We start from the raw sequence: 21464 nt of genomic DNA on the forward strand, positions 1-21464 counted from the left end.
CAAATCAAGATTATGAACCTACTTAAAACACCGCTTTTATTGGCGATTATTTGTACTCCTATTTTCTGTTTTTCTCAAAACGCTTCAACTCAAGATTCAAAATTTGCCGTTGGCTTTTTATCTGGTTATAACAGAGGACTTAGTTTTCAAGCAAATTTCACAGCTATAAAACCGTTAGAATCCTTACCTGTAAATATTCGCTTCGGGATAGGCTACACAAGCTTAGATCCAGGCAATTCTGCAGATGCTAGGCGTATTTTTATTAATAATGCTACTAATGGAGTTCCTGAAGAAAAAGCTAAAGCATTTGATTATAGATTAGATTTTTTGTGGAAAAGTAATTTGCTTAATCTAGAAGAATCCTATATAACTTTTGGTCCGCGCTATTCTAGTTTTACAGCTAATTTTAAATATGTTGGTGGTAATGAGGATTTCGATGTAACGTCCAAGCAATTTGGTCTTGGATTAGGTGCTGAAACACAATTTCTAATTTCCGAAAAACTCAATTTAGTAGTTGCTACAGGATTAGATTACTTTTTCAATAATACTTTAAAAGGTCATGACACTTCTTACAGTCCAGATGATGATAATGTAAATCCTCGAAACGATAATCAGAATAATGATGAGCAGTTTACATATAGCGATGCAAATAAAGCTATAAAACAACCAAGTCTTATGCCTAGAGTAATGCTAGGTATTGTTTATAAGCTATAAACTTTAATAGTTGGTATAGAATTTGTATCTTTGTTATCAGTTTATTGAAGATATACCGCACAAGTAACATTATTTCTACGTTATTTTTTCTGGTTTTTAATACTATTCATTGTTAAGTTGATTAACTTGTTTACATTATCATTATTTTCATAACCGAGCATATATTAATTTTTAAAACAACGAATGGCTAAATCACAACAAACCTTTAGTAAAAGCGAAAAAGAAAAAAAACGATTAAAAAAACGAGAAGATAAGCGCAAGAAAATGGAAGCGCGTAAACTCGCAAAAGAAGAAAATGGATCAGAGGGTATTCCTTTGGCTTATGTAGATCATAATGGAAATCTTACAGATACTCCACCAGATCCTTCTATGAAGATTAAAGTTAAGGCAAAGAATATCGTTCTTGGTATACCTCAAAAGGAAGAGAGTGATGAAGTATGGGACCCAATAAGAAACGGAAAAGTTTCATTCTATGATAGTTCGAAAGGATTTGGATTTATAATAGACACAGAAACTAACGAAAAGCACTTTACACACGTTAGTGGTATCATTGATGAAATTATAGAAAATGATAAAGTAACTTTTGAATTAGAAAAAGGACAACGTGGTATGAATGCTGTTAAAGTGAAAAAAGCCTAATAGTATCTAATATTAATATAATAAGCCATTATCAATGATAGTGGCTTTTTTAATTCACTGACTATTGAATCCAAAAATTATAACGTTATCAGAAAAGAATATCATAGGAATGCAAAGTACTATGCATTACGGCGAATATCAAAATATTGTTGCATTGTGGAAACGTTTTATGCCACGTAGAAGGGAAGTGCTCAATGCCGCAAACGAAGAGCATATTGCCATACAAGTCTATGATGACTTTAATAATTTTGAAAAGTCTTTTGATATTTGGGCATGTGTAGAAGTTTCAAGTTTAAATGATATCCCAAAGGGCATGTTACCATATACAATTCCAAAAGGTGAATATGCTGTCTTTCTTCATAAAGGAATGGATGCCGCTTCTACATATAAAAAAATAATGACAGATTGGTTACCGACGTCTAGTTATGAGATTGATGATAGACCTCACTTTCAAGTGATGGGAGCGAAGTATAAAAATGGAAGTCCAGATTCTGAGGAGGATTTTTATGTACCTGTAAAAGGCAGATAGCTGTATTCTATTTATTCCTTTTTTAGTAGTTGTAACATAATATCTATATCTTTGATTACACCTCCAATTTCTGGATTTCCATTAGGATTTTTATAGTTATCCAGTGTCATACTAGTTGGGTTTTTATCAAGTATATCTTGCGGTATACGTTGTAATAATGTATTCCTTAACTTTATGGCTTCAGCTCTTATTGACGTTTCATACTCATGTATTATTTTTTCATGTACTATATCAGCTTGAGCAATATTTTGTTGTTTAATTAATTCAATCATTTCATTTCTTGTGTTTTCAGAAAGTAGACTATATTTATTAACGAACTGTGATGTCTTTTCAATTAATAACAAATTTGATAAATGATCATAGTTCTGAAGTAATTCTTGCTTAATAATTTCCCTGCGAATTTTCCTTGCCTTTTCAATTTCAGGATCTCTTGTATTTAAATAATTTTCTCCCGTATGCTTAAAAATTCTCTCTATTTTTGAGGCTTTAGATTTTAAAACCACTTCATATTCATCCGAATCGTAACTCACTGATTGTATTCCGTCATTTATTATAAATGCAGCTTTTTTACCATAAAATATACCTTTAAGTCTAAGCTCATCGACCATCACTTCCATTTGAAATAACACATATCCATCATTATCAATTATTTCAATTGCTGAACCATCATAATTAATTGAAAAAACAGTGCCTTTGCTTAAAGCCCACTCACCATCCTTTAATTCGATTACTCGTTTACCATTTTTTTCATGTAGACTTCCTGAAATTAAAAGGTCATCATCAGATAACCGTACTGAAATATTAATATTACTTTGAAGATCTAATGAAGCAAATACTAAAGGATTACTAAATGGAAGTCCGTTTTCTAGTTGGCTCAATGGATGTTCCAATATAACATTTTTGCCATAAACAATTTTGAACGTTTCTGACGTCGGTTTTTTTAGTTTTAAAAAGCCTTTCTGTCTTTGTTCGTTTTCTATGATTCTAGTGACCACATTTGTCTTAGATGTGACTTTCGATATTTCATCAGCCAAAACAGAGATTGCTTTAGTATTGGCATCTATATCTTTTGTAAAGGAATAAATTTTAGATTGTTCAGCTTTTAATTCAGCTTGTTTTGCTATTAATTCTGTTCTTGTCGAATCTAAACTTGTTGATAGTTCTTCATTTTTTGATTCTAAGGAATTTATAATTGCATCCTGGTTTTGTTTTGCTGTAGAACTTTGTTTTTGGAATAGTCCAATAGCCCCTAGAACACTGAATGCTGAAGCAAGAATAATGCATAGGAATATTGCCCATGTTGGTATTTCCATATTTTGGGTTTTTATTTTCATTATGTAATTTAACTAACGCTTATTAAGTTAAAAAAAATAACTTAATTAACATTATAATTCTTAATCAAAAGTCAAATCGAAAATCACATCCAGCCTTATAATTACTGCACCCAAAAGCTGTTTTACCCTTTAATATTTTTCCTGTTTTACATTTAGGACAGACATCACCAACATTAATAGTCATCTTTTTAGCAAATTTCTTAAGTTCAAATTTCAATTTAAAATTGTCATCAAACCGCAATAATCCTTCAGCTGTATTTCCTTCAATTTTAAAACCTTTTAAGTTTACGGTAGAGCCTTTACTTAATAAACGTAAGTATTGATTCTCAGATATCTTTTTCTCACCAAAGCTAAATGGCAAAGTGAAATCACAAGACTGTCCATAGAGATTGCATCCATAAGCAGATTTTCCTTTAAGTAAGTTGCCCGTTTTACACTTTGGGCAAGAACTTCCAACAATAGATTCAGCTTTTGATTTAACTTTAGGTTTCGATTTTGGCTTACCTGAGGGTTTATTATTAACAGCTGAAATACGTGTTTGTACGGTTTCGCTTCGTACTTCATATACTAAAGCATCAACCATGCGTTTCATACCTTTGATAAAAGCATTGGCACTTATTTGACCCCTTTCTATGTCTTTTAATTGTTTCTCCCAAGTACCTGTAAGTTCTGCCGATTTTAAAAGATCATTTTTTATTGTATCAATAAGTTGAATACCTGTTACAGTAGGTATGATCTGTTTTTTATTTCGCTTTATATATTTTCTTCTAAAAAGTGTTTCAATAATATTGGCACGTGTAGACGGACGACCAATACCATTTTCTTTCATTAAATCTCTCAACTCATCGTCATCTACTTGCTTTCCAGCAGTTTCCATTGCGCGCAGGAGAGAGGCTTCTGTAAATTGATTAGGTGGTTTGGTTTGTTTCTCTAAAAATGAGGGCTCATGCGGTCCCTTTTCACCTTTAACAAAAGAAGGTAATATATTACTCTCTTTATTACTTGATTTATTAGATTCAAATATAATGCGCCAGCCTTTAGATAATATCTCTTTTCCTGTGGTTTTAAAGTTTACATCAGCAGCTTTTCCTATAACTGTGGTGTTAGACACTTTACAATCGTCATAAAACACTGCTATAAAACGCTTAACGATTATATCATAAACCTGTTGCTCGTTATATTGCAGATGCGTTTGCATTCCTGTTGGGATAATAGCATGATGGTCTGTTACTTTTTTATCGTTAAATACTCTCGAAGATTTCTTTATTTTATTATTTAATAAAGGTGTTATAAGTGATGAGTAATCAGTTAGTTTAGATAATATCCCTTTTACTTTTGGATACACATCATTTGGTAAAAATGTAGTATCCACTCTAGGGTAAGTAACGGCCTTTTTTTCATATAATTTTTGAGCAATTTTTAGTGTTTCATCTGCTGAAAAACCAAATTTAGTATTGCAATATACTTGTAAACCTGTTAGGTCAAATAGCTTAGGTGCATATTCAGTTCCCTTCTTTTTGGTAATAGAAACAATTTCAAATTCGTGTTCCTTAACCTTATTTGCCAAGACTTCTCCATCTTGCATTTTTAAGAAGCGTCCTTCTTCGTAACTAAATAATGTATCTCTGTAAAGCGTTTGTAATTCCCAATATGGTTTTGGTACAAAGTTCTCAATCTCCTTAAAACGATTCACAAGCATGGCAAGGGTAGGAGTCTGTACGCGTCCAACGGACAAGACTTGTTTGTAACCACCATGTTTTACAGTGTATAATCGTGTCGCATTAATGCCTAATAACCAATCACCAATTGATCTCGAAAAGCCAGCATAGTAGAGATTATCATAATCTTTAGAAGATTTTAAATTTTTAAAACCTTCTTTAATGGCCTCCGTAGTTAAAGACGAAATCCATAGGCGTTGTACTTTACCTTTGTAATTAGCCTCATTAATGACCCAACGCTGAATCAATTCTCCTTCTTGGCCAGCATCCCCACAATTAATCACAACATCTGCTTTGTCGAAAAGACTTTTTACGATTTTGAATTGTTTCTTAATCCCATCATTATCAGACACCTTTACCTGGAATTTTTCAGGTAACATAGGTAAGTTGTTTAAATCCCAACTTTTCCAATACGGTTTATAATCTGCAGGTTCGTATAAGGTACAAAGATGACCAAAAGTATAAGTAACCGCATAACCATTGCCTTCAAAGTAACCATCACGTTTTGTAGTGGCACCGAGAACAGAAGCGATTTCTCTCGCAACGCTAGGTTTTTCAGCAATACAGACTTTCAATAGGATTCAATTAAATGAGCTCGCAAAATACAGAAATTTATAGACGGAGTAGCTATTTTTTTAGAGTTCTAAAACTAATTTTTGACCAATTTTTAAAGGCGAAGATTTTTTAATCGCATTGGTATTACATATCTTAGAAATAGAAAGATTATTTCGTCTCGAAATACCATAGAGTGTATCTCCTTTCTTTACGACATATACCTTTTTCTCCTTTTTTAAGCTGGCTAAAGCCGCTTCTTTGGATGTTAAAACATTAACCTTACTCACACGTTTAGAATTATGAAAACGTGCATGTGCCCATTCTCGAGTTACCCAAAGTTCTTGAGCTCTAATTGTATTTGATTCAGAGAAATCAAAAAGATATTCCGGATGAATATATTCTCCTTTAAAACTAGCGACAAAATGCAAATGGCTACCTCTAGAGTTTCCTGTGTTGCCACCTTTTCCTAAATAGCCACCTTTCGTTATAGTATCATTTGCCTTTACAGCGATATGGGATAAATGTGCATATGTTGTTTCTAGACCATTATAATGGCGAACCACGACTGTTTTTCCATGTCCACCGCTATAACTAGCGAAGCGTACAACACCATCTAAAACAGAAACTACGCTATCTCCTGTAACCAAATCTATATCGATACCCTGATGTGGTCTTCCTCTACGCCAGCCATAACGCGATGTAATTACTTTTTTATGAGAAACCGGTGAAGAAAAAGTACTGTCGGTAAATTCTATTTGAAGCGGAAACTGAACTAAGGTATTTCTGTAGGGATTATAAACTGCAGTGTCCCAATGATCTAATTTGATATTGATTAATGGATCTAATTCAGTTATAGAATCTGTTTTAGTTACTAAGGGTATTTCTACTTCTTCAATAACAATATCTCTATGAAATAGTGAAGTATTAGGAATTTTAATTTTAATGGATTCAGCTATGGTATCGTTTTGAGCAAAAGTGAAGGTTGTGCACCAAAAAACAGCGATGTAAAAAACAAAGTATTTCATAGAGGGATTTTCTAATAGCTTTTCAAACGTAAATATATAATAAAATATTATTTGTTTTTTTGATTACATGCAGATTACAAAATAGTTTTCTACAGTTTAAAACTATAGCCCCTTTTTTTATGCTATAAAGAATTGTAAATTTGCAACTTAAATTCACACTTCGAAATACTATATATGTCTCAAACAAACCAAGCGATTCAAGAAAAGAAAACGGATAAAGAATTATATGACTACCAACATGGAGCAATAGAAAAGATTTTCGAAAAGTTTGATACCGCTCCTGAAGATTACCACTTATTGTACCAACTACCAACAGGCGGAGGAAAAACTGTTATTTTTTCTGAAATGGTGCGTCAATACTTGAAAAATCATGATAAAAAAGTATTGGTAATGACGCATAGAATTGAGCTTTGTAACCAAACTTCTAAAATGCTAACTAGTTTTGGTGTAACTAACAAGGTTGTAGATAGCAAAGCTAACTTAGATGATCAGGCGGACTATTCTTGTTTTGTGGCTATGGTGGAAACATTGAACAATCGACTGAATGATAATAAGCTAGATATTTCGGACATAGGTTTAGTGATTATTGATGAAGCACATTATAATTCTTTCACTAAACTCTTCAAGTTTTTTGAAAAATCATTTATTCTTGGTGTAACGGCAACGCCTTTAAGTTCTAACAAAGAACTACCAATGAAGGATAATTATAACGAATTAATTACTGGTGAAACTATTGAAAATCTTATAGAAAATGAATTTTTAGCAAGAGCTGAGACGTACGCTTATGATATGGGATTGACATCTTTAGAAATTGGCTCTAATGGTGATTACACTGTAAAATCTTCTGAAGATTTATATTCAAGTCAGGCAATGCTGCAAAAAACGGTTGATGCTTATAAAAAGCATGCTTTAGGCAAGAAAGCTTTAATTTTTAATAACGGTATAAATACCTCTATTAGTGTTTATTACGCTTTTAGAGAAGCAGGCCTGCCAATTATGCATTTAGATAATACAGCTACAAAAAAACAGCGTAAACAAATTTTAGATTGGTTTCATGAAACTCCTGATGCTATTTTAACTTCGGTAAGTATCTTAACAACAGGTTTCGATGAACCAACTATAGATACTATTATTCTTAATAGAGCTACGAAATCACTAACACTGTATTACCAAATGGTAGGTAGAGGTTCACGTATTTTAAATAACAAGTCAAAGTTTAATATTATTGATTTAGGAAATAACCTTTATCGATTTGGGCCTTGGGGTGCAGATTTAGATTGGCAATTAATCTTTAAGTCCCCAAATTGGTATGCTGACCGAATTCAGAGCGATGAAGTTATTGAAGCTAATTTTAAGCATGAGTTAGATGATGAGATAAAAGGTGAGTTTGCTAAATCTGAAGAGACTTATTTTGATATTAAACAAACCTATAAGGATGCTGTAGCTAAAGGAGAGTCTTCTAAAGTTGTATTAGAACGTTCTATTGAGCAACATGCCAAAATTTGTATCGAGAACAGTGAAGATGTTTATGATGCAATAGCTTTAGCAAAGTTGCTAAAGGATGATATTAATATGCGAATAGAGATTTATGCCAAATGTATCAGTAAGAGCACGCATAATTTTCTTAAATGGTTAAAGGACGATTATAAGACAAAACTTAATTCCTATTTGCGCGCAAATTTTGATGAGAAGTTTGAGGAAATCCATGGTTTTCCGCCAGAAGACTAATTTTTCACACAATTTTAGTATTTATGATTAAGCCTGTAAAATCAACGTTTTATTGGCTTTTTTAGTTAATTAGTATGTCTATATTTGAATTTAACTACTAATTTATTAGTAGTTCTACTAAATAATTAGTAGTTTTGAATTCAATAAATAGTTAACATGGAAAAATTAACAAAGAGAGAAGATCAAATAATGCAAATAATATGGAAGCTAGAAAAAGCTTTCATAAGAGATGTAATTGAACAATTACCTGAACCTAAACCACATTATAATTCTGTAGCAACTATCATTAAGATCCTTGTAAAGAAAGGAGTTTTAAAATCTGAAATGATTGGTAATACGCATCAATACAGTCCAGTCGTAGAGTTTGAAACTTATAGAGACGATAACCTCACTAATATTAAGAAGAAGTTTTTTGGAAATTCTTTTCCGAAAATGATGGCATACTTTGCCAAAGAAGAAAATCTATCTGAAGAAGAATTATCTGAACTCATTGATGTCATCAAGTCAAATAAAACCAAAAAATCATGATTACTCTTCTTATAAAGACATCACTCATTATCATTATAGTCTTAGGTTTTTATAAAATTCTAATTGAGAAGGAAAGTTTCTTTTCTACTAATAGAATGTATTTGGTTTTAGGTTTGTTATTAACATTTACGATTCCATTTGTGTCGTTACCAAAGTTAATTCAAAACCAAGGATTTGTTTCTGAATTAATAGAAACTTCAGATTCGCAAACACCTGTAAATAAAAACTCTGCAAATAAAAATTCAACTTATAATTCAAGCATTAATACAGGGCAAGAAAAAGCGATCACTAATGAAAAAGAAACTGTAGTTAGTAGTAAACCTTCGAGAAGCCTTTTGGATTGGCTAGGTATTGCCTATCTATTTGGTGTCGTCGTTTTGTCTATAAATCTTTTAGCTCAGATTGGCAACTTAGTATTCAAGATTGTAAGCTCAAAGGATAAAATAAAGGATATAGACGCTACTATAATAAATTCAACAAGTATAAAAGAACCATGCTCATTTTTCAACTATATTTTTATTAATCCAGAGCAATATGAATTTGAAATCTATGAACAAATCATAGCACACGAAAAAATTCATGTAAAGAAAAAACATAGTTTAGATTTACTACTTTCAGAAATAGCTATCATTTTATTATGGTTTAATCCTTTTGTTTGGCTATTTCGACGAGAAGTTGAGAAAAATATCGAATATCAAACTGATCACTTGTTAATCGATACTAAAAATGCTGAAAAAGACAGTTACCAAATGAATTTGTTAAAAATTGCCACGTTCAGCAAACCGCTTACAATTACCACAAATTACAATCAATCATTAATCAAACAACGTATTTTAAAAATGAACAGTAAAAAATCAAATCCGCACAGTTATTGGAAATACACATTTACATTTCCAATGTTTTTCGCTCTATTATTGTTACTTAATAAACCTTATGAGGCTTTTGGGCAACAAGATTCAAATACTATAAACGACATACCAATTGTATCGAATGAAGTAGAGGCGCAACCTGAGTACTTTTCAGATTGCGAGGCTTTTAAAGCTGCTTTAGAAAGTAAAGATGTCGCTAAGCTTAAAGAAATTTTAGTCAATTTGGACCCAGCTTGCGAAGCTTATATAGAAAATTCTAAGCATGCTACTTTAGCTTCTGTAAAGACAAAGCTAGAAGAAGGGGCTGCATTAGAGTTAGATACTACGGGTAATGTCGTGGTAACCGATTCTAATGGGATGACTACTGAAACAATTGATACTGTAGCCATATCAGAAGATGTTATAAGTTTCGACTCAGAATGTAGACCACTCTTAGAAGCCATAAGAGCTGATGATATTGAAAAGGTCAGAAACCTATTAAATACAATTGATCCAAATTGCATTGACCCAAATCCTGGATATAATACAGATGAATCCAATGGTAACTATTGGAGATATCAAAAAGCAAAATCACCACTATTTGCAGTAGCAAGAACTGGTAACCTTGAAATAGCGAAATTATTGGTAAGTAAAGGTGCAGATGTAAAACTAAATGTAAAGGGAGATGGTACAGCATTAATTACTGCTGCAGAATATGGTCATTTAGAACTTGTAAAATATCTGGTATCAAAAGGAGCTGACATTAATCGTAAGTTTCCAAATCAAGGCAACGCTTTTATTGCAGCCTCTGGAAGCGGAAATTTAGATATTATGAAATATCTAGTATCTAAAGACGCAGATATTAACCATTATTCACCAAATCAAGGCAATGCTCTAATCGCAGCTGCACATTCTGATAACACTGAAGCGGTTAAATATCTAGTTGAAAAAGGCATGGATATTAATTTTATTTCGCCTAATCAAGGCACACCACTAATAGCCGCTTCAAATAATGGACATTTGACCGTAGTTACTCATTTATTAGCAGAAGGTGCAGAAATGGATAAGGTTTCACCAAACCAAGGTACTGCTTTAATTGCAGCTGCAAATAATGGACATTATGACGTAGTAGAATTCTTAATCACAAGAGGAGCTGATATCAATAAATTTTCACCTAATCAAGGAACTGCTGTAAATGCTGCCGCTAATAATGGTCATAAATCAGTCATGGAATACCTTATAAAGCATGGTGCAGATATTAATCAAAACTCAAATAGTCATGGTTCTCCTTTAATTTCTGCAGCTAAAAATGGTTTAACAGAGAGTGTAGAATATTTAATAACCAAAGGCGCAGACGTTAATTCACAGAATGACGGTCAAGGCTCAGCCTTAAATGCAGCTGCGAGAAATGGTGTAAATTCAACTATAGAATTATTACTCTCTAAAGGAGCAAATATAAATGCACAAACCGACGGACAAGGTTCAGCTCTAAATGCAGCCGCAAGAAATGGTCATTTAGATACGGTAAAATTGCTTTTAGAAAAAGGAGCAGATATTAATTTACAGAATGACGGACAAGGTTCTGCGTTAAATGCTGCGGCGAGAAATGGTCATAACACTATTATAAGTTACTTGTTGTCTAAAGGAGCAGATATTAATTTACAAAACGATGGACAAGGCTCAGCATTAAATGCTGCTGCTAGAAATGGTTTAATGAATACGGTTAAGCTTTTAGTCAAAGAAGGCGCAGATGTTAATTTATATACCGGAGGGCAAGGTACAGCCTTATCTGCAGCATCTAAGAATAAACATCAAGACATAGTAGATTATCTCTTATCAAAAGGAGCAAAACATATCTATGGTAATTAATTTTTAATCCATAGGCAAACTTCATCAATCAACAATGCTGTCTTAACTTTATTGGGACAGCATTGTTTTAAATCCAACCCAATGAAAAATTTATTTTCAATTATTTTAATGTCACTATTTGTGTTTAGTTGTAGTCAAAATAAATATGACTTAGCGATAACTAATGTTCAAATATTCGATAGCAAAACCACAGAAGTATTAGAGAATAAAACCGTATTAATTAAAGCAGACACCATTGCTGCAATAATTAATGGTGATCAACCATTTAAAGCTATCAAAACGATAGAAGGGAAGCAACGCCTTTTAACTCCTGGTTTTATTGATACACATGTGCATACTGTAGGTAATTATGGCGCAGATGCTGCATCACCCGAAGATTACAAAGAAGATAATGGCCTGGAAATGTTGCGTAATCTACAAGCAGAACACTATCTCAATTTTGGTATAACTACTATAATAGATATGGGACAACCAGAACCTTGGATAGATGTCACTTTAGACTGGCAGAAGAATCCAACCCCAAACCATCCAAATATCTTTATCTGTGGTGGTTCTATGGTCTCTGATGAAGATAGACGACAACCAGCGCACCATATTGAAGTTATGAATCCTGAAAATGGGAGAGAAAAAGTTCGGGAGTATGCATCAAGAGGTTTAAAATACATGAAGCTCTACAGCAAGCTTAAGAAGCCAGATTATGAAGCTATGGCAGACGAAGCAAAAAAGCAAGGTATTATTATAAACTCTCATGTAGACAACAATAGAGTCACTATAGCTGAAGGTATTGATTATGGAGTTAAGAATTTTGAACACTTCTTTACTTTAACGCCTAGCATATTAAACTATGATGACCACTGGCCAAAAATGAATGAAATGTATCAGATAAAGATGACTTCTAGTATAGATGAATTCGCTGCTCAAATGGTGTATTTCTTTGGTTATATAAAGTCTAATCCTGAATATGAAAAACGGTTAATGGATTTATTTGATAAAATGGCTATGGAAGGAGCTACATTGAGTTCAGCTTTGAATGTGGTAGCATCTTCGGCTGGTCAGTCAGATTTCTTTACGTCATTTGAATATTTCCCAATACGTAAAACACCAATGGTTAATTATAAAGAGAATCAACAAAAACAATTGGATTCTGCTTTTGAGGCCTTTATGAATTATATGAAAATTGCTCACGACAAAGGAGTGAAACTTAGAATCGGAACAGATTGTAGATTTGGTGGTCGTGCATTTTTATCTGAATTAATTTTATTTACGAAAGCTGGTTTTTCAGTAGGTGAGGCACTTCAAATAGCAACACTTAATGGTTATGAAGCTATGCAATTAAATGACAAACGTGGTTCGGTTGAAGTAGGTAAAACTGCTGATTTGATTTTGTTTGATAAGAATCCATTTGAAGATATACAAAATGTACTTTCGGATAAGACTATTATTAAAGACGGATTACAATTTAAGCCATCAAAATCAATAGGTCATGAATTAAGGAATGTTTTACTTGATAAAGGTACTACAGAAGCAAAAAAATGGTTTAAAACTGTCAATGAAAATAATGATTATCCTAAAGTAAAAGTTAGTGAATTAAAGAACACTGTAAGAGAACTATTTGGTGGTGGAAAAATTAATGAAGCCATTACGGCATTTCAAATTTTTAAAGCTGAATTCCCAAATAAATCTTACGATTTAGATGGATTAAGTATTACAAATACATGTTATGAAATGATTAGAAGTGGTAATATGGATGACTTAAAGATCTATTACAGCTTTTGCGATTCTAACTTTCCGAATTCAAAAATATATTTAGGACTTTCTACTTATATGAAGATTTTAGAGGGAGGCATCGAAACAGGAAAGCAACATTTTGATATGCATAAGAAAGGTGATAAATATATTTTAGACGAAAATGAAATCAATGGTCTTGGGTATCTTTACTTACAAGCTGGAAAAAATGAAGAAGCCATTGCTGTTTTTGAAATGAATGTTTCAGCATTTCCAGAATCTTGGAATGTTTATGATAGTTTAGGTGAAGCTTATTTAGGAATTGGTGATAAAGTAAATGCAAAACGTAACTATAAAAAATCTTTGCAATTAAACCCAGAAAGTGAAACAGGTATTGCTGCATTAAAGAAAATATAGAAGTAAACATATTCTATAAAAGACTGTTAATGTTGTTGTTATTCTCATATTTTGTTAGTATCTTTTAACACCATGAATATGAATCACACATATAAAAGACTTCAAGTTTTGCTCTGTTTTGGGCTTATTTGTTTAGTATTTAGTTGCAAGTCTAATGACACAGCGATGTCGTCGAATAGTACTTTAGCTTTCTCCGAATTAGAGACGCTTTTAGAAAAAGAAGATTATTATATTGAGATGGAGTCCGCAATTCCATTTAATACTTTGGCGACAACACAAGTCATTAATTCACTAATGTTGCGAAATACAGGAAACAATGCGAGTAGAATCGACCTTAGTGGTGATGGTAATTTTATTGAAATTAAAAATGATTCAATAAAAGGTTATTTACCATTTTTCGGCGAGCAACGCATAAGTTCAGGGCGTTATGGTGGAACTGATACTGCAATACAATTTGAAGGGCTTGCCAAAGATTATGAGAAGTCTATAATCGACAAAAAGAAAAAACTTGAAATTGAATTTACTACCAATCATAAAGGGGATAATTCTGAACGTTATGATGTAAGACTTGAAATATTTCCTAATAAAAGGGTAATGGTTAGTATTACTCCAACTTATAGAACAATTATGCGTTACTCTGGAAGACTAAAACCAATAAAAGATAAATCCCAATAGTCTATATTTTTCATATTCATTTTGAGAGCCTAAATAGTATTTAGTGATTATTCAGCTGTTTGATAAAATTATTCAATATTAATAAATCTTCGCAGAATATTACATAAACACTGCAACCATATTATTTTATTATAATTCATCAATTGTAATAATTACAAATTACCTTTGTGCAAGATTAAAATACTATGACTACATTTATAGACCTAGGTATCCATAAGTCCTATATAAAGGGATTAAAGGAACTCAATATTGTCAATCCAACAGAAATACAGGAAACTGCAATTCCTATCTTACTAGAATCTAAAACAGATTTAATTGGTTTAGCGCAAACAGGTACAGGTAAAACGGCAGCTTTTGGATTGCCTGTTCTTCATGCTATTGATAAAAGTAATACAGATGTGCAAGCACTGATTATTGCACCAACACGAGAATTGGTTCAGCAAATACAGAAACAACTCTTCAGATTCACAAAGTATATTGATGGAAAGATTTTCGCAGAAGGTGTTTATGGTGGTGAAAAAATGGATAAGCAAATCAAAGCTTTAACCAGAACCACACATATTGTTGTGGCTACACCAGGACGTTTATTCGATTTAGTAGAACGTGGAGCAGTGGACATTTCTAATGTAAAAATCTTAGTACTAGATGAAGCGGACGAAATGTTGAGCATGGGTTTTAAAGAAGATTTAAATAAAATATTAAAGTACAATACTAAGAAGCGCAATACCTGGTTGTTTTCTGCAACTATGCCAGAAGAAATTAAACAAATTATAAAAAACTATATGTCTCCTGATGCTGTTAGAGTAGAAGTGAATAAAAATGCATTAGTGAATGAAAATATTTCTCATCATTTTATCCATACGACTATTAAGGATAAGCTGAATACCATAACTCGAATTTTAGACAAACGACAAGACGAAAGAGGTATCATTTTTTGTAGAACAAAAGCTGGTACGAAAACCTTAGCACAGCAATTACAGCATGAAGGTTTTGCAGTCGGAGCCTTAGAAGGCGATATGCAGCAAAAAGAGCGCGATAAAGTAATGAGAGCTTTTAAGAATGAAAGTTTGCAGGTTTTAGTGTCTACTGATGTTTCTGCAAGAGGTATAGATGTCAACAATCTAGCATTTGTACTGCATCATCAATTACCAGAACAATTAGATTATTATACACATCGAAGTGGACGAACGGCTAGAGCTGGTAAAACAGGACAATCTATAGCTCTAATAATTCCTGGTGAAATGCAGAAAGTCATCGATATTCAATCAGCTTTAGGTATAGTATTTAGGGAGATTACAATGTAGTTTGACTTTAAGGCAATTTTCTCAGCATGCTGAATTTAGTTCAGTATCTTCAATCCAGCCCAATGGATAGTCGTCTTTCATTTTTTAGTATTATCTTGTGTAGCTAATAACTAAAATACAATCTCAAATTAATGAAATCATTAACTATACAAGACGTCAATGCCATTGTGGGCGGTGAAATATTAGGTTCTACGAGTCATAACATTACAGGTTTAGAACAAGTACAGAAAGCAAATGAAAACCAAGCTACCTTTATTGGTAATCGAAAATTTGCCGCTTTGTGGAAAGATTCCAAATCGAGTTTAGCCATAGTTAATGATAACTTAGATATAGAACCCGGTGAAAACCGTGCATTGATTAAAGTAAAAAATGCAGATTTAGCTATGGCTAAATTATTAGACACCTTTACACCAGAACCACCTCATTTTGAAACTAATATACATCCTGCAGCAGTAATTGACCCTTCTGCAAAAATAGGTGATGGCTGTAGAGTAGGAGCTGGTTGTTATATTGGTAAAGATGTCGTGTTAGGTACTAACGTTACTTTATATCCAAATGTTACTATTTTAGATGAAACCACTATTGGAGACTTTACTACGGTATGGTCAGGTACTATTATTAGAGAGCGCTCAGTCATTGGTAGTCATTGTATATTCCATAATAACGTGAGTATTGGTGCTGATGGGTTTGGTTATCGTCCAAGTGATGATGGGAGAGGACTCGTTAAAATTCCACATATAGGAAATGTAGTCATTGGGAATGGTGTCGAAATAGGTGCTAACTCTTGCGTTGATCGTGGAAAATTTAGTTCTACGATATTAGGTGACGGCTGTAAGATTGATAACCTTGTACAAATTGCGCACAATTGTGTGCTAGGTCGTTCTTGTATTATGGCAGGAAGTAGTGGATTAGCGGGTTCCGTAACTTTAGGAGATGGTGTAGTTATAGGCGGAAGTGCTTCTATAAAAGACCATACTACTATACATTCAGGAGCAACTGTAGGAGCTGGTTCTGGAGTTATGAACGATGTTGCGGCTGGCAAAACTGTATTAGGTTATCCAGCAGTAGACTCTAGAGAAATGCTGAAACAATGGGTTGCACTTAGAAAACTAGCAAGATAATTAAGCTGATTTCTGGGTTACATTTTCCTTTAAATGTAATAAACCAGCAACCATACCATCTAATTCGTGCTCTAAGAAATTTTCGTCTCTTTTGCTAAAACCTCTGATAATGTTTGAGTAAAGTTCTACGCCACCATGTGTAATACAAACACTATAGGTGTCATCTTCTGCATTCAAATTAACTGAAGTTCTGTAATCACTTGATACTAATAACCAGTAGCACAAGCTATTGATCTGGTTAAACAAAGAAAATTTTGTTTCCATAATAATTAGGTTTTAATAGATTGAGGGAATCTAAAAACGAAGTTATTAGGTAATGGAGTAGGTTTCAAACATGTTTGTTGTAGGTATAGTTTTTATCGTTAAAATGTACTTTTTTTATGCGTTATCCGATGAACGACATTAAATTAAATTGTGGCATGCTTGTTGAATACCATACAGTATTATTAATAAATTAAATATAATACAATGAGTACAGGAACAGTAAAATTCTTCAACGATGCTAAAGGCTTCGGATTTATTACAGAAGAAGGTTCAAACAAAGAACATTTTGTTCACATTTCTGGATTGATAGACGAGATTCGCGAAGGCGATACCGTTGAATTTGATCTTACAGAAGGTAAAAAAGGATTAAACGCAGTAAACGTAAAAGTTATCTAAAGTATATATTGCTTAACCTAGAATTATGGAGGCTCATCATTATATGATGGGCTTTTTTTATGCAATAACATTTCAATACTCAAACATAATGATTAGGTTTGTAATAATACTGCTATTATTGAGTAACCAACTCACGGCTTAAAAATTAATATTGTGCTAAAACTGCTTAGAAAATTATTTAAGACGAATAAAACGTCTGATAAAAAAGAGGGAACCGTTAAATTCTTTAATTATACAAAAGGATTTGGTTTTATTACTGTTAAAGATTCTGATGAAGAAATCTTTGTTCATAAGTCTAATCTAAAGACAAAGATTAAGCAAGGCCAAAACGTAACCTTTAATATTGAGCAGAGTAAAAAAGGGCCTGTTGCTGTAAATGTTTCTAAACTAGTCTAGTCAAAAAAAATATTTAGCCGTCAGTTCATTAGTACTTTCAATGTTATATATGTGAATTTCATCATTTTATGATGGGCTTTTTTTCTTTTTTAAGGTAATAACTAACAAATTAATATTTTGTTTTACGCAAAGTCGTTAGGATATGAAAAGAATATTACCTAACTTTAAACAACCATTTTCTGCCATTCACCCATTCCTAAATGTTATCCCTAATTTACTTCAAAGTATTATAACCTTGTTTAGCTATAATAGATTACTGTCATTTTTATGATTGTATACCTACTTATTATATGTATTTGTAAAATCGTATAAAAGAGTATGTCTAAAGTCCGAGATGAGATTACTGAAGAAGACCTTTCCTATGTTCTAAAAAACCCTTGGAAATTTTCAATTTATGAGTGGAAACTTTACAACGTACATAATGAGAAAACGGCCTTAGATACGTTAATGAAACAGTTTGAAGTATCTCGAAAAGACGGATTTAGCAAAATATTTAGGACAGCAAATAATTTACCCTTACTTATTTTAATGGCTGTTAAAGTGAGTGATACAAAATTAGATTGTTTTTTAGTGGCAAGTAAGCATATGGAAGAGCAAAGGCAGGCACTAAAAGTAACTTTTGAAATGCGCAAGATTTTAGAAGAGCAATCTTATAATTATAAAGGCTGTACGTTGGTGGTATATTCTCAATCTAAAGAGACTGATAAGCAGATGTCTTGGCTACGTTTTATTGGCTTAAAGTATAAGCCTGAAGGTAATGTAGGTAATTCTAAATATTTTGAATATGAATCAAGGGTAAAAGTCTGAAAATCTTGTTTATGGAATTTTTTTAAAAAATTAATGAGATAAATGCATACTGAATTAATTAATCAATATATAATTTTAACTTAAAACCAATAATTATGGGAGGAGGAAAACCAGCCGACACAGTCATTACATTAACCGTTGATACAGAAGGGTTAATGGCAGATCCAAACAATGTAAATAACTACGTTGTTTTAACTGACAATCAAAGTGACCCTGCAGAAAATCCAGGTCATCCAGAGACTTATGTATCTACTGTAAATAAAGGAGCGACCTGCGAATGGCAAGGTGTCCCTAAGCAGGGTACAGATAAAATAGATATTACTGGTGTTTTTAAAAAGGCATCAGGCGGTAATGACATTTTGAAAACGCCAATCCCACCTGGCTTAGCGGATCCCCAGAAAGGTGGTCGTAAAGTACTTAAAGCCAAAGTTAATGGAAAATATCTCCCTGGAAATGAAGAATATACAGTTAATTTTACGATCAACGATGGTCCTGTCATATATCCTGTTGATCCAAGAATTAAAATGAATAATTAAAAAATATGAACCTGTTTTTTAAGAATTTAAAAACCTGTTATTTACTAATGGGTTTTTTTTGGTTTATTAATGAGTTTAGTTACTGTCAAGATCAAAAAGTGGCAGATAGTTTGTCAATAATTTATAAGGAAAATAATTTAAGCGGTATTGAGAAATTAGAATTGTTGCGCAATTTATCTTTCAATGAGTTGAATGATCCAGAATTGGCTTTAAAGTATGCCGAAGAATTGGTTGAACAGTCAAAATTAGAAGAAAATCATCTATATCTATATAGGGGTTATTATCAAAAAGGAAATCATTATTACAATGTTGGAGATCCAGAATTAGCTTTAAGTGCTTATTTTAAGAGTGCAGAAGCCGCAAAGAAGGCCGAATACATTTCAGGACAAGGAACTGCTTATTCAGCAATAGCAGACGTTTATGTGATAAATGAAAACTTCGAGAATGCTGAAAAATATTATAACCAGGCTATAGAGTTCATTAAAACAACAAACGATTCCATTACTTTGGCATCAATATTGTTAAATGCTGGAGATGCTCATTTTAACAATGAAAAATATGATGATGCATTACAGAAATTTGAAAAATCAATTCAAATATGCCAAGAGATTAATTTTTTAACGGGTACAGCTTATAATAAAGGTAATATTGGAATGGTCTATGCCGAACAAGGCAAAGATACATTGGCAGAATCAAATATAAATGAGGCCATTGAAATACTGGAAGGGCAAGAAAATTTTCACCCTATATCTATCTATCTTACCTATATTTCAGATATATATTTAAGGAAAGAGGACTTTACTACAGCGCTAGCCTATTTGCACAGAAGTTTGAATTTAGCTAAACAATATGGTCTTAAAGATCAAATAAGTGATGCTAATTTAAAACTTTCAGAATTCCATGAAAAAAAGGGTGATCTTGCCACAGCTCATCCATTTTATAAAGAGCATATCGTATACCGTGATTCTGTTGTAAACCTCCAATCAGTGCAGGAAGCAGCAGATACACGAACTGAATTTGAAGTTTCTAAAGAGAAAGCTATAGCATTGGAAAAGCAAAAAACTCAACGTATCATTCTTTGGTCAACCATAGGAGTACTATTCCTTATTGGAGTATTAGCTTATAATTTATTTAAGAAGAATAAATTTGTTAGGAAAACCAATAAAATCATAGAGAACGAGAGAGATCGCTCAGATAAATTACTGCTCAATATTTTACCAGAAGAAACTGCTCAAGAACTTAAAGATAAGGGTAGAGTAGAAGCGAAGAAGTTTCCTTCGGTAACGGTTTTGTTTTCAGACTTTAAAGGGTTTACCAGTTATGCAGAGAATCTATCTCCTGAAAAATTGGTTGAAACCATAGACTTTTATTTTTCTGAATTTGATTTAATTATGGAAAAATACGGACTCGAAAAAATAAAAACCATTGGTGATGCTTATATGGCTGTTGGTGGTTTGAGTTTTGATAATGTGGATCAAGCCAAAGAAATGGTCTTGGCTGCAAAAGAGATGAATGACTTTGTGAATCAGGCAAAAATAGATGATGTCACCACAGCAGAATTTGATATTAGAATTGGCATCAATACAGGTCCTGTAGTAGCAGGAGTCGTTGGCACTAAAAAATTCGCATACGATATTTGGGGAGATACGGTGAATATTGCATCTCGAATGGAAAGTAACTCGCAACCAGGCCGCATTAATATTTCAGAAGATACTTATAAGGTCATTAAAAATGACTTTGAATGTGAATACAGAGGCGAACTGGCTGTGAAGAATAGAGGTGAATTAAAAATGTATTTTATATCTTAGACTTCTTGATTGTAATACTATATGGCACAAGATCCAAATAATTACTGGGAACAGTTAGAACGACTAGAAAAACTCATAAGAGCTTCAGAATTAAAAGCTGGTGTTATCTTTTCGTTTCATAGTTTAATTTTAGGACTTTTTGTAGATCGTATAGAACGTTTTAAAGATGTATTTATGGAAAATACGGTATTACTAGTCTTATTAATCTGCTGGTTTATTTTCGTAGCTATTTCTATATTTTACTGTTTTAGATGTTTTAGACCATTTATGGAAATGAGTTACGATAAAAATGTGTTTTTCTTTAGAGATGCGGTCACCAAATTTGGAAGTACAGAAAACTACACCAAAGAGCTTATAAAAACCTGTAATTCTGATGAAGAACTATATCAATTACTTGCTGAGCAAATACATGCTGAAAGTAAAATTATAAACGAGAAATTTAGAAACGTACAGAAATCGATTCTGTTTTTTGCAATTAGCTTTCTATTTGTAATTGTAACATCAGTGTATTGGATTTTGTTTACTTAA

General features: G+C 32.5%; 20 protein-coding genes. 16 read left to right on the plus strand and 4 right to left on the minus strand.

The features are described 5' to 3' along the window. Positions 1-12: 12 nt before the first annotated feature. The 3 genes from Q0822_RS09675 (at position 13) to Q0822_RS09685 (ending at position 1882) form a co-directional block, all read left to right on the plus strand. On the plus strand, positions 13-714 hold the full coding sequence (locus tag Q0822_RS09675) for a hypothetical protein (RefSeq protein ID WP_299122966.1): 702 nt from the start codon (positions 13-15) through the stop codon (positions 712-714). 183 nt (positions 715-897) lie between these two features. Continuing rightward, positions 898-1353, plus strand: coding sequence for a cold shock domain-containing protein (locus Q0822_RS09680; protein ID WP_299122967.1), 456 nt, complete (start codon positions 898-900; stop codon positions 1351-1353). A 64-nt stretch (positions 1354-1417) separates the two neighbouring features. After that, positions 1418-1882, plus strand: coding sequence for a GyrI-like domain-containing protein (locus tag Q0822_RS09685; RefSeq protein WP_299122968.1), 465 nt, complete (start codon positions 1418-1420; stop codon positions 1880-1882). An 11-nt stretch (positions 1883-1893) separates the two neighbouring features. Here Q0822_RS09685 and Q0822_RS09690 read toward each other — a convergent pair whose 3' ends face one another. The 3 genes from Q0822_RS09690 to Q0822_RS09700 all read right to left on the minus strand — a co-directional run bounded on the left by Q0822_RS09690 (position 1894) and on the right by Q0822_RS09700 (position 6514). Beyond that, on the minus strand, positions 1894-3195 hold the full coding sequence (locus tag Q0822_RS09690) for a hypothetical protein (protein ID WP_299122969.1): 1302 nt from the start codon (positions 3193-3195) through the stop codon (positions 1894-1896). 85 nt (positions 3196-3280) lie between these two features. Next, on the minus strand, positions 3281-5509 hold the full coding sequence (locus tag Q0822_RS09695) for a type IA DNA topoisomerase (protein ID WP_299122970.1): 2229 nt from the start codon (positions 5507-5509) through the stop codon (positions 3281-3283). A gap of 60 nt (positions 5510-5569) precedes the next feature. Next, the gene (locus Q0822_RS09700) at positions 5570-6514 is read right to left on the minus strand and encodes a M23 family metallopeptidase (protein ID WP_299122971.1); all 945 of its coding nucleotides are present in this window, start codon (positions 6512-6514) and stop codon (positions 5570-5572) included. A 174-nt stretch (positions 6515-6688) separates the two neighbouring features. Here Q0822_RS09700 and Q0822_RS09705 point away from each other — a divergent pair, with 174 nt between their 5' ends. The 7 genes from Q0822_RS09705 (at position 6689) to lpxD (ending at position 16729) form a co-directional block, all read left to right on the plus strand. After that, complete coding sequence (locus Q0822_RS09705; protein WP_299122972.1) at positions 6689-8242, plus strand: DEAD/DEAH box helicase family protein; 1554 nt, start codon at positions 6689-6691, stop codon at positions 8240-8242. 156 nt (positions 8243-8398) lie between these two features. Beyond that, positions 8399-8770 carry a BlaI/MecI/CopY family transcriptional regulator gene (locus tag Q0822_RS09710; RefSeq protein WP_299122973.1) on the plus strand — a complete coding sequence of 124 codons (372 nt, stop codon included), beginning with the start codon at positions 8399-8401 and terminating at the stop codon, positions 8768-8770. Beyond that, the gene (locus tag Q0822_RS09715) at positions 8767-11487 is read left to right on the plus strand and encodes an ankyrin repeat domain-containing protein (RefSeq protein WP_299122974.1); all 2721 of its coding nucleotides are present in this window, start codon (positions 8767-8769) and stop codon (positions 11485-11487) included. The genes Q0822_RS09710 and Q0822_RS09715 overlap by 4 nt, the downstream gene beginning before the upstream one ends. Positions 11488-11568: 81 nt before the next feature. Continuing rightward, the gene (locus tag Q0822_RS09720; protein WP_299122975.1) at positions 11569-13629 is read left to right on the plus strand and encodes an amidohydrolase family protein; all 2061 of its coding nucleotides are present in this window, start codon (positions 11569-11571) and stop codon (positions 13627-13629) included. Positions 13630-13707: 78 nt separating this feature from the next. After that, positions 13708-14304 carry a DUF4251 domain-containing protein gene (locus Q0822_RS09725; RefSeq protein WP_299122976.1) on the plus strand — a complete coding sequence of 199 codons (597 nt, stop codon included), beginning with the start codon at positions 13708-13710 and terminating at the stop codon, positions 14302-14304. A gap of 185 nt (positions 14305-14489) precedes the next feature. Beyond that, on the plus strand, positions 14490-15608 hold the full coding sequence (locus Q0822_RS09730; protein WP_299122977.1) for a DEAD/DEAH box helicase: 1119 nt from the start codon (positions 14490-14492) through the stop codon (positions 15606-15608). A 131-nt stretch (positions 15609-15739) separates the two neighbouring features. Next, positions 15740-16729 (plus strand): UDP-3-O-(3-hydroxymyristoyl)glucosamine N-acyltransferase, encoded by a 990-nt coding sequence (gene lpxD / locus Q0822_RS09735; protein ID WP_299122978.1) that lies wholly within the window; start codon positions 15740-15742, stop codon positions 16727-16729. Here the strand turns inward: lpxD and Q0822_RS09740 are convergent, their stop codons facing one another. After that, positions 16730-16993, minus strand: coding sequence for a hypothetical protein (locus Q0822_RS09740; protein WP_299122979.1), 264 nt, complete (start codon positions 16991-16993; stop codon positions 16730-16732). It abuts the gene before it with no gap. A gap of 204 nt (positions 16994-17197) precedes the next feature. Between Q0822_RS09740 and Q0822_RS09745 the strand changes: the two genes are divergently transcribed. The 6 genes from Q0822_RS09745 (at position 17198) to Q0822_RS09770 (ending at position 21464) form a co-directional block, all read left to right on the plus strand. Continuing rightward, positions 17198-17389, plus strand: coding sequence for a cold-shock protein (locus tag Q0822_RS09745; protein WP_299122980.1), 192 nt, complete (start codon positions 17198-17200; stop codon positions 17387-17389). 153 nt (positions 17390-17542) lie between these two features. Next, positions 17543-17785, plus strand: a complete 243-nt coding sequence (locus Q0822_RS09750) for a cold shock domain-containing protein (protein ID WP_299122981.1) — start codon at positions 17543-17545, stop codon at positions 17783-17785. A 318-nt stretch (positions 17786-18103) separates the two neighbouring features. Continuing rightward, positions 18104-18592 (plus strand): hypothetical protein, encoded by a 489-nt coding sequence (locus tag Q0822_RS09755; protein WP_299122982.1) that lies wholly within the window; start codon positions 18104-18106, stop codon positions 18590-18592. Between the two features lie 95 nt (positions 18593-18687). Beyond that, a complete protein-coding gene (locus tag Q0822_RS09760; protein WP_299122983.1) occupies positions 18688-19128 on the plus strand; it encodes a hypothetical protein in 441 nt (146 codons plus the stop codon). Between the two features lie 47 nt (positions 19129-19175). After that, the gene (locus tag Q0822_RS09765) at positions 19176-20936 is read left to right on the plus strand and encodes an adenylate/guanylate cyclase domain-containing protein (protein ID WP_299122984.1); all 1761 of its coding nucleotides are present in this window, start codon (positions 19176-19178) and stop codon (positions 20934-20936) included. A 21-nt stretch (positions 20937-20957) separates the two neighbouring features. Continuing rightward, positions 20958-21464 carry a Pycsar system effector family protein gene (locus Q0822_RS09770; protein ID WP_299122985.1) on the plus strand — a complete coding sequence of 169 codons (507 nt, stop codon included), beginning with the start codon at positions 20958-20960 and terminating at the stop codon, positions 21462-21464.

Origin of the sequence: uncultured Winogradskyella sp. (assembly GCF_947496485.1) — a bacterium.
Lineage (GTDB): Bacteria > Bacteroidota > Bacteroidia > Flavobacteriales > Flavobacteriaceae > Winogradskyella.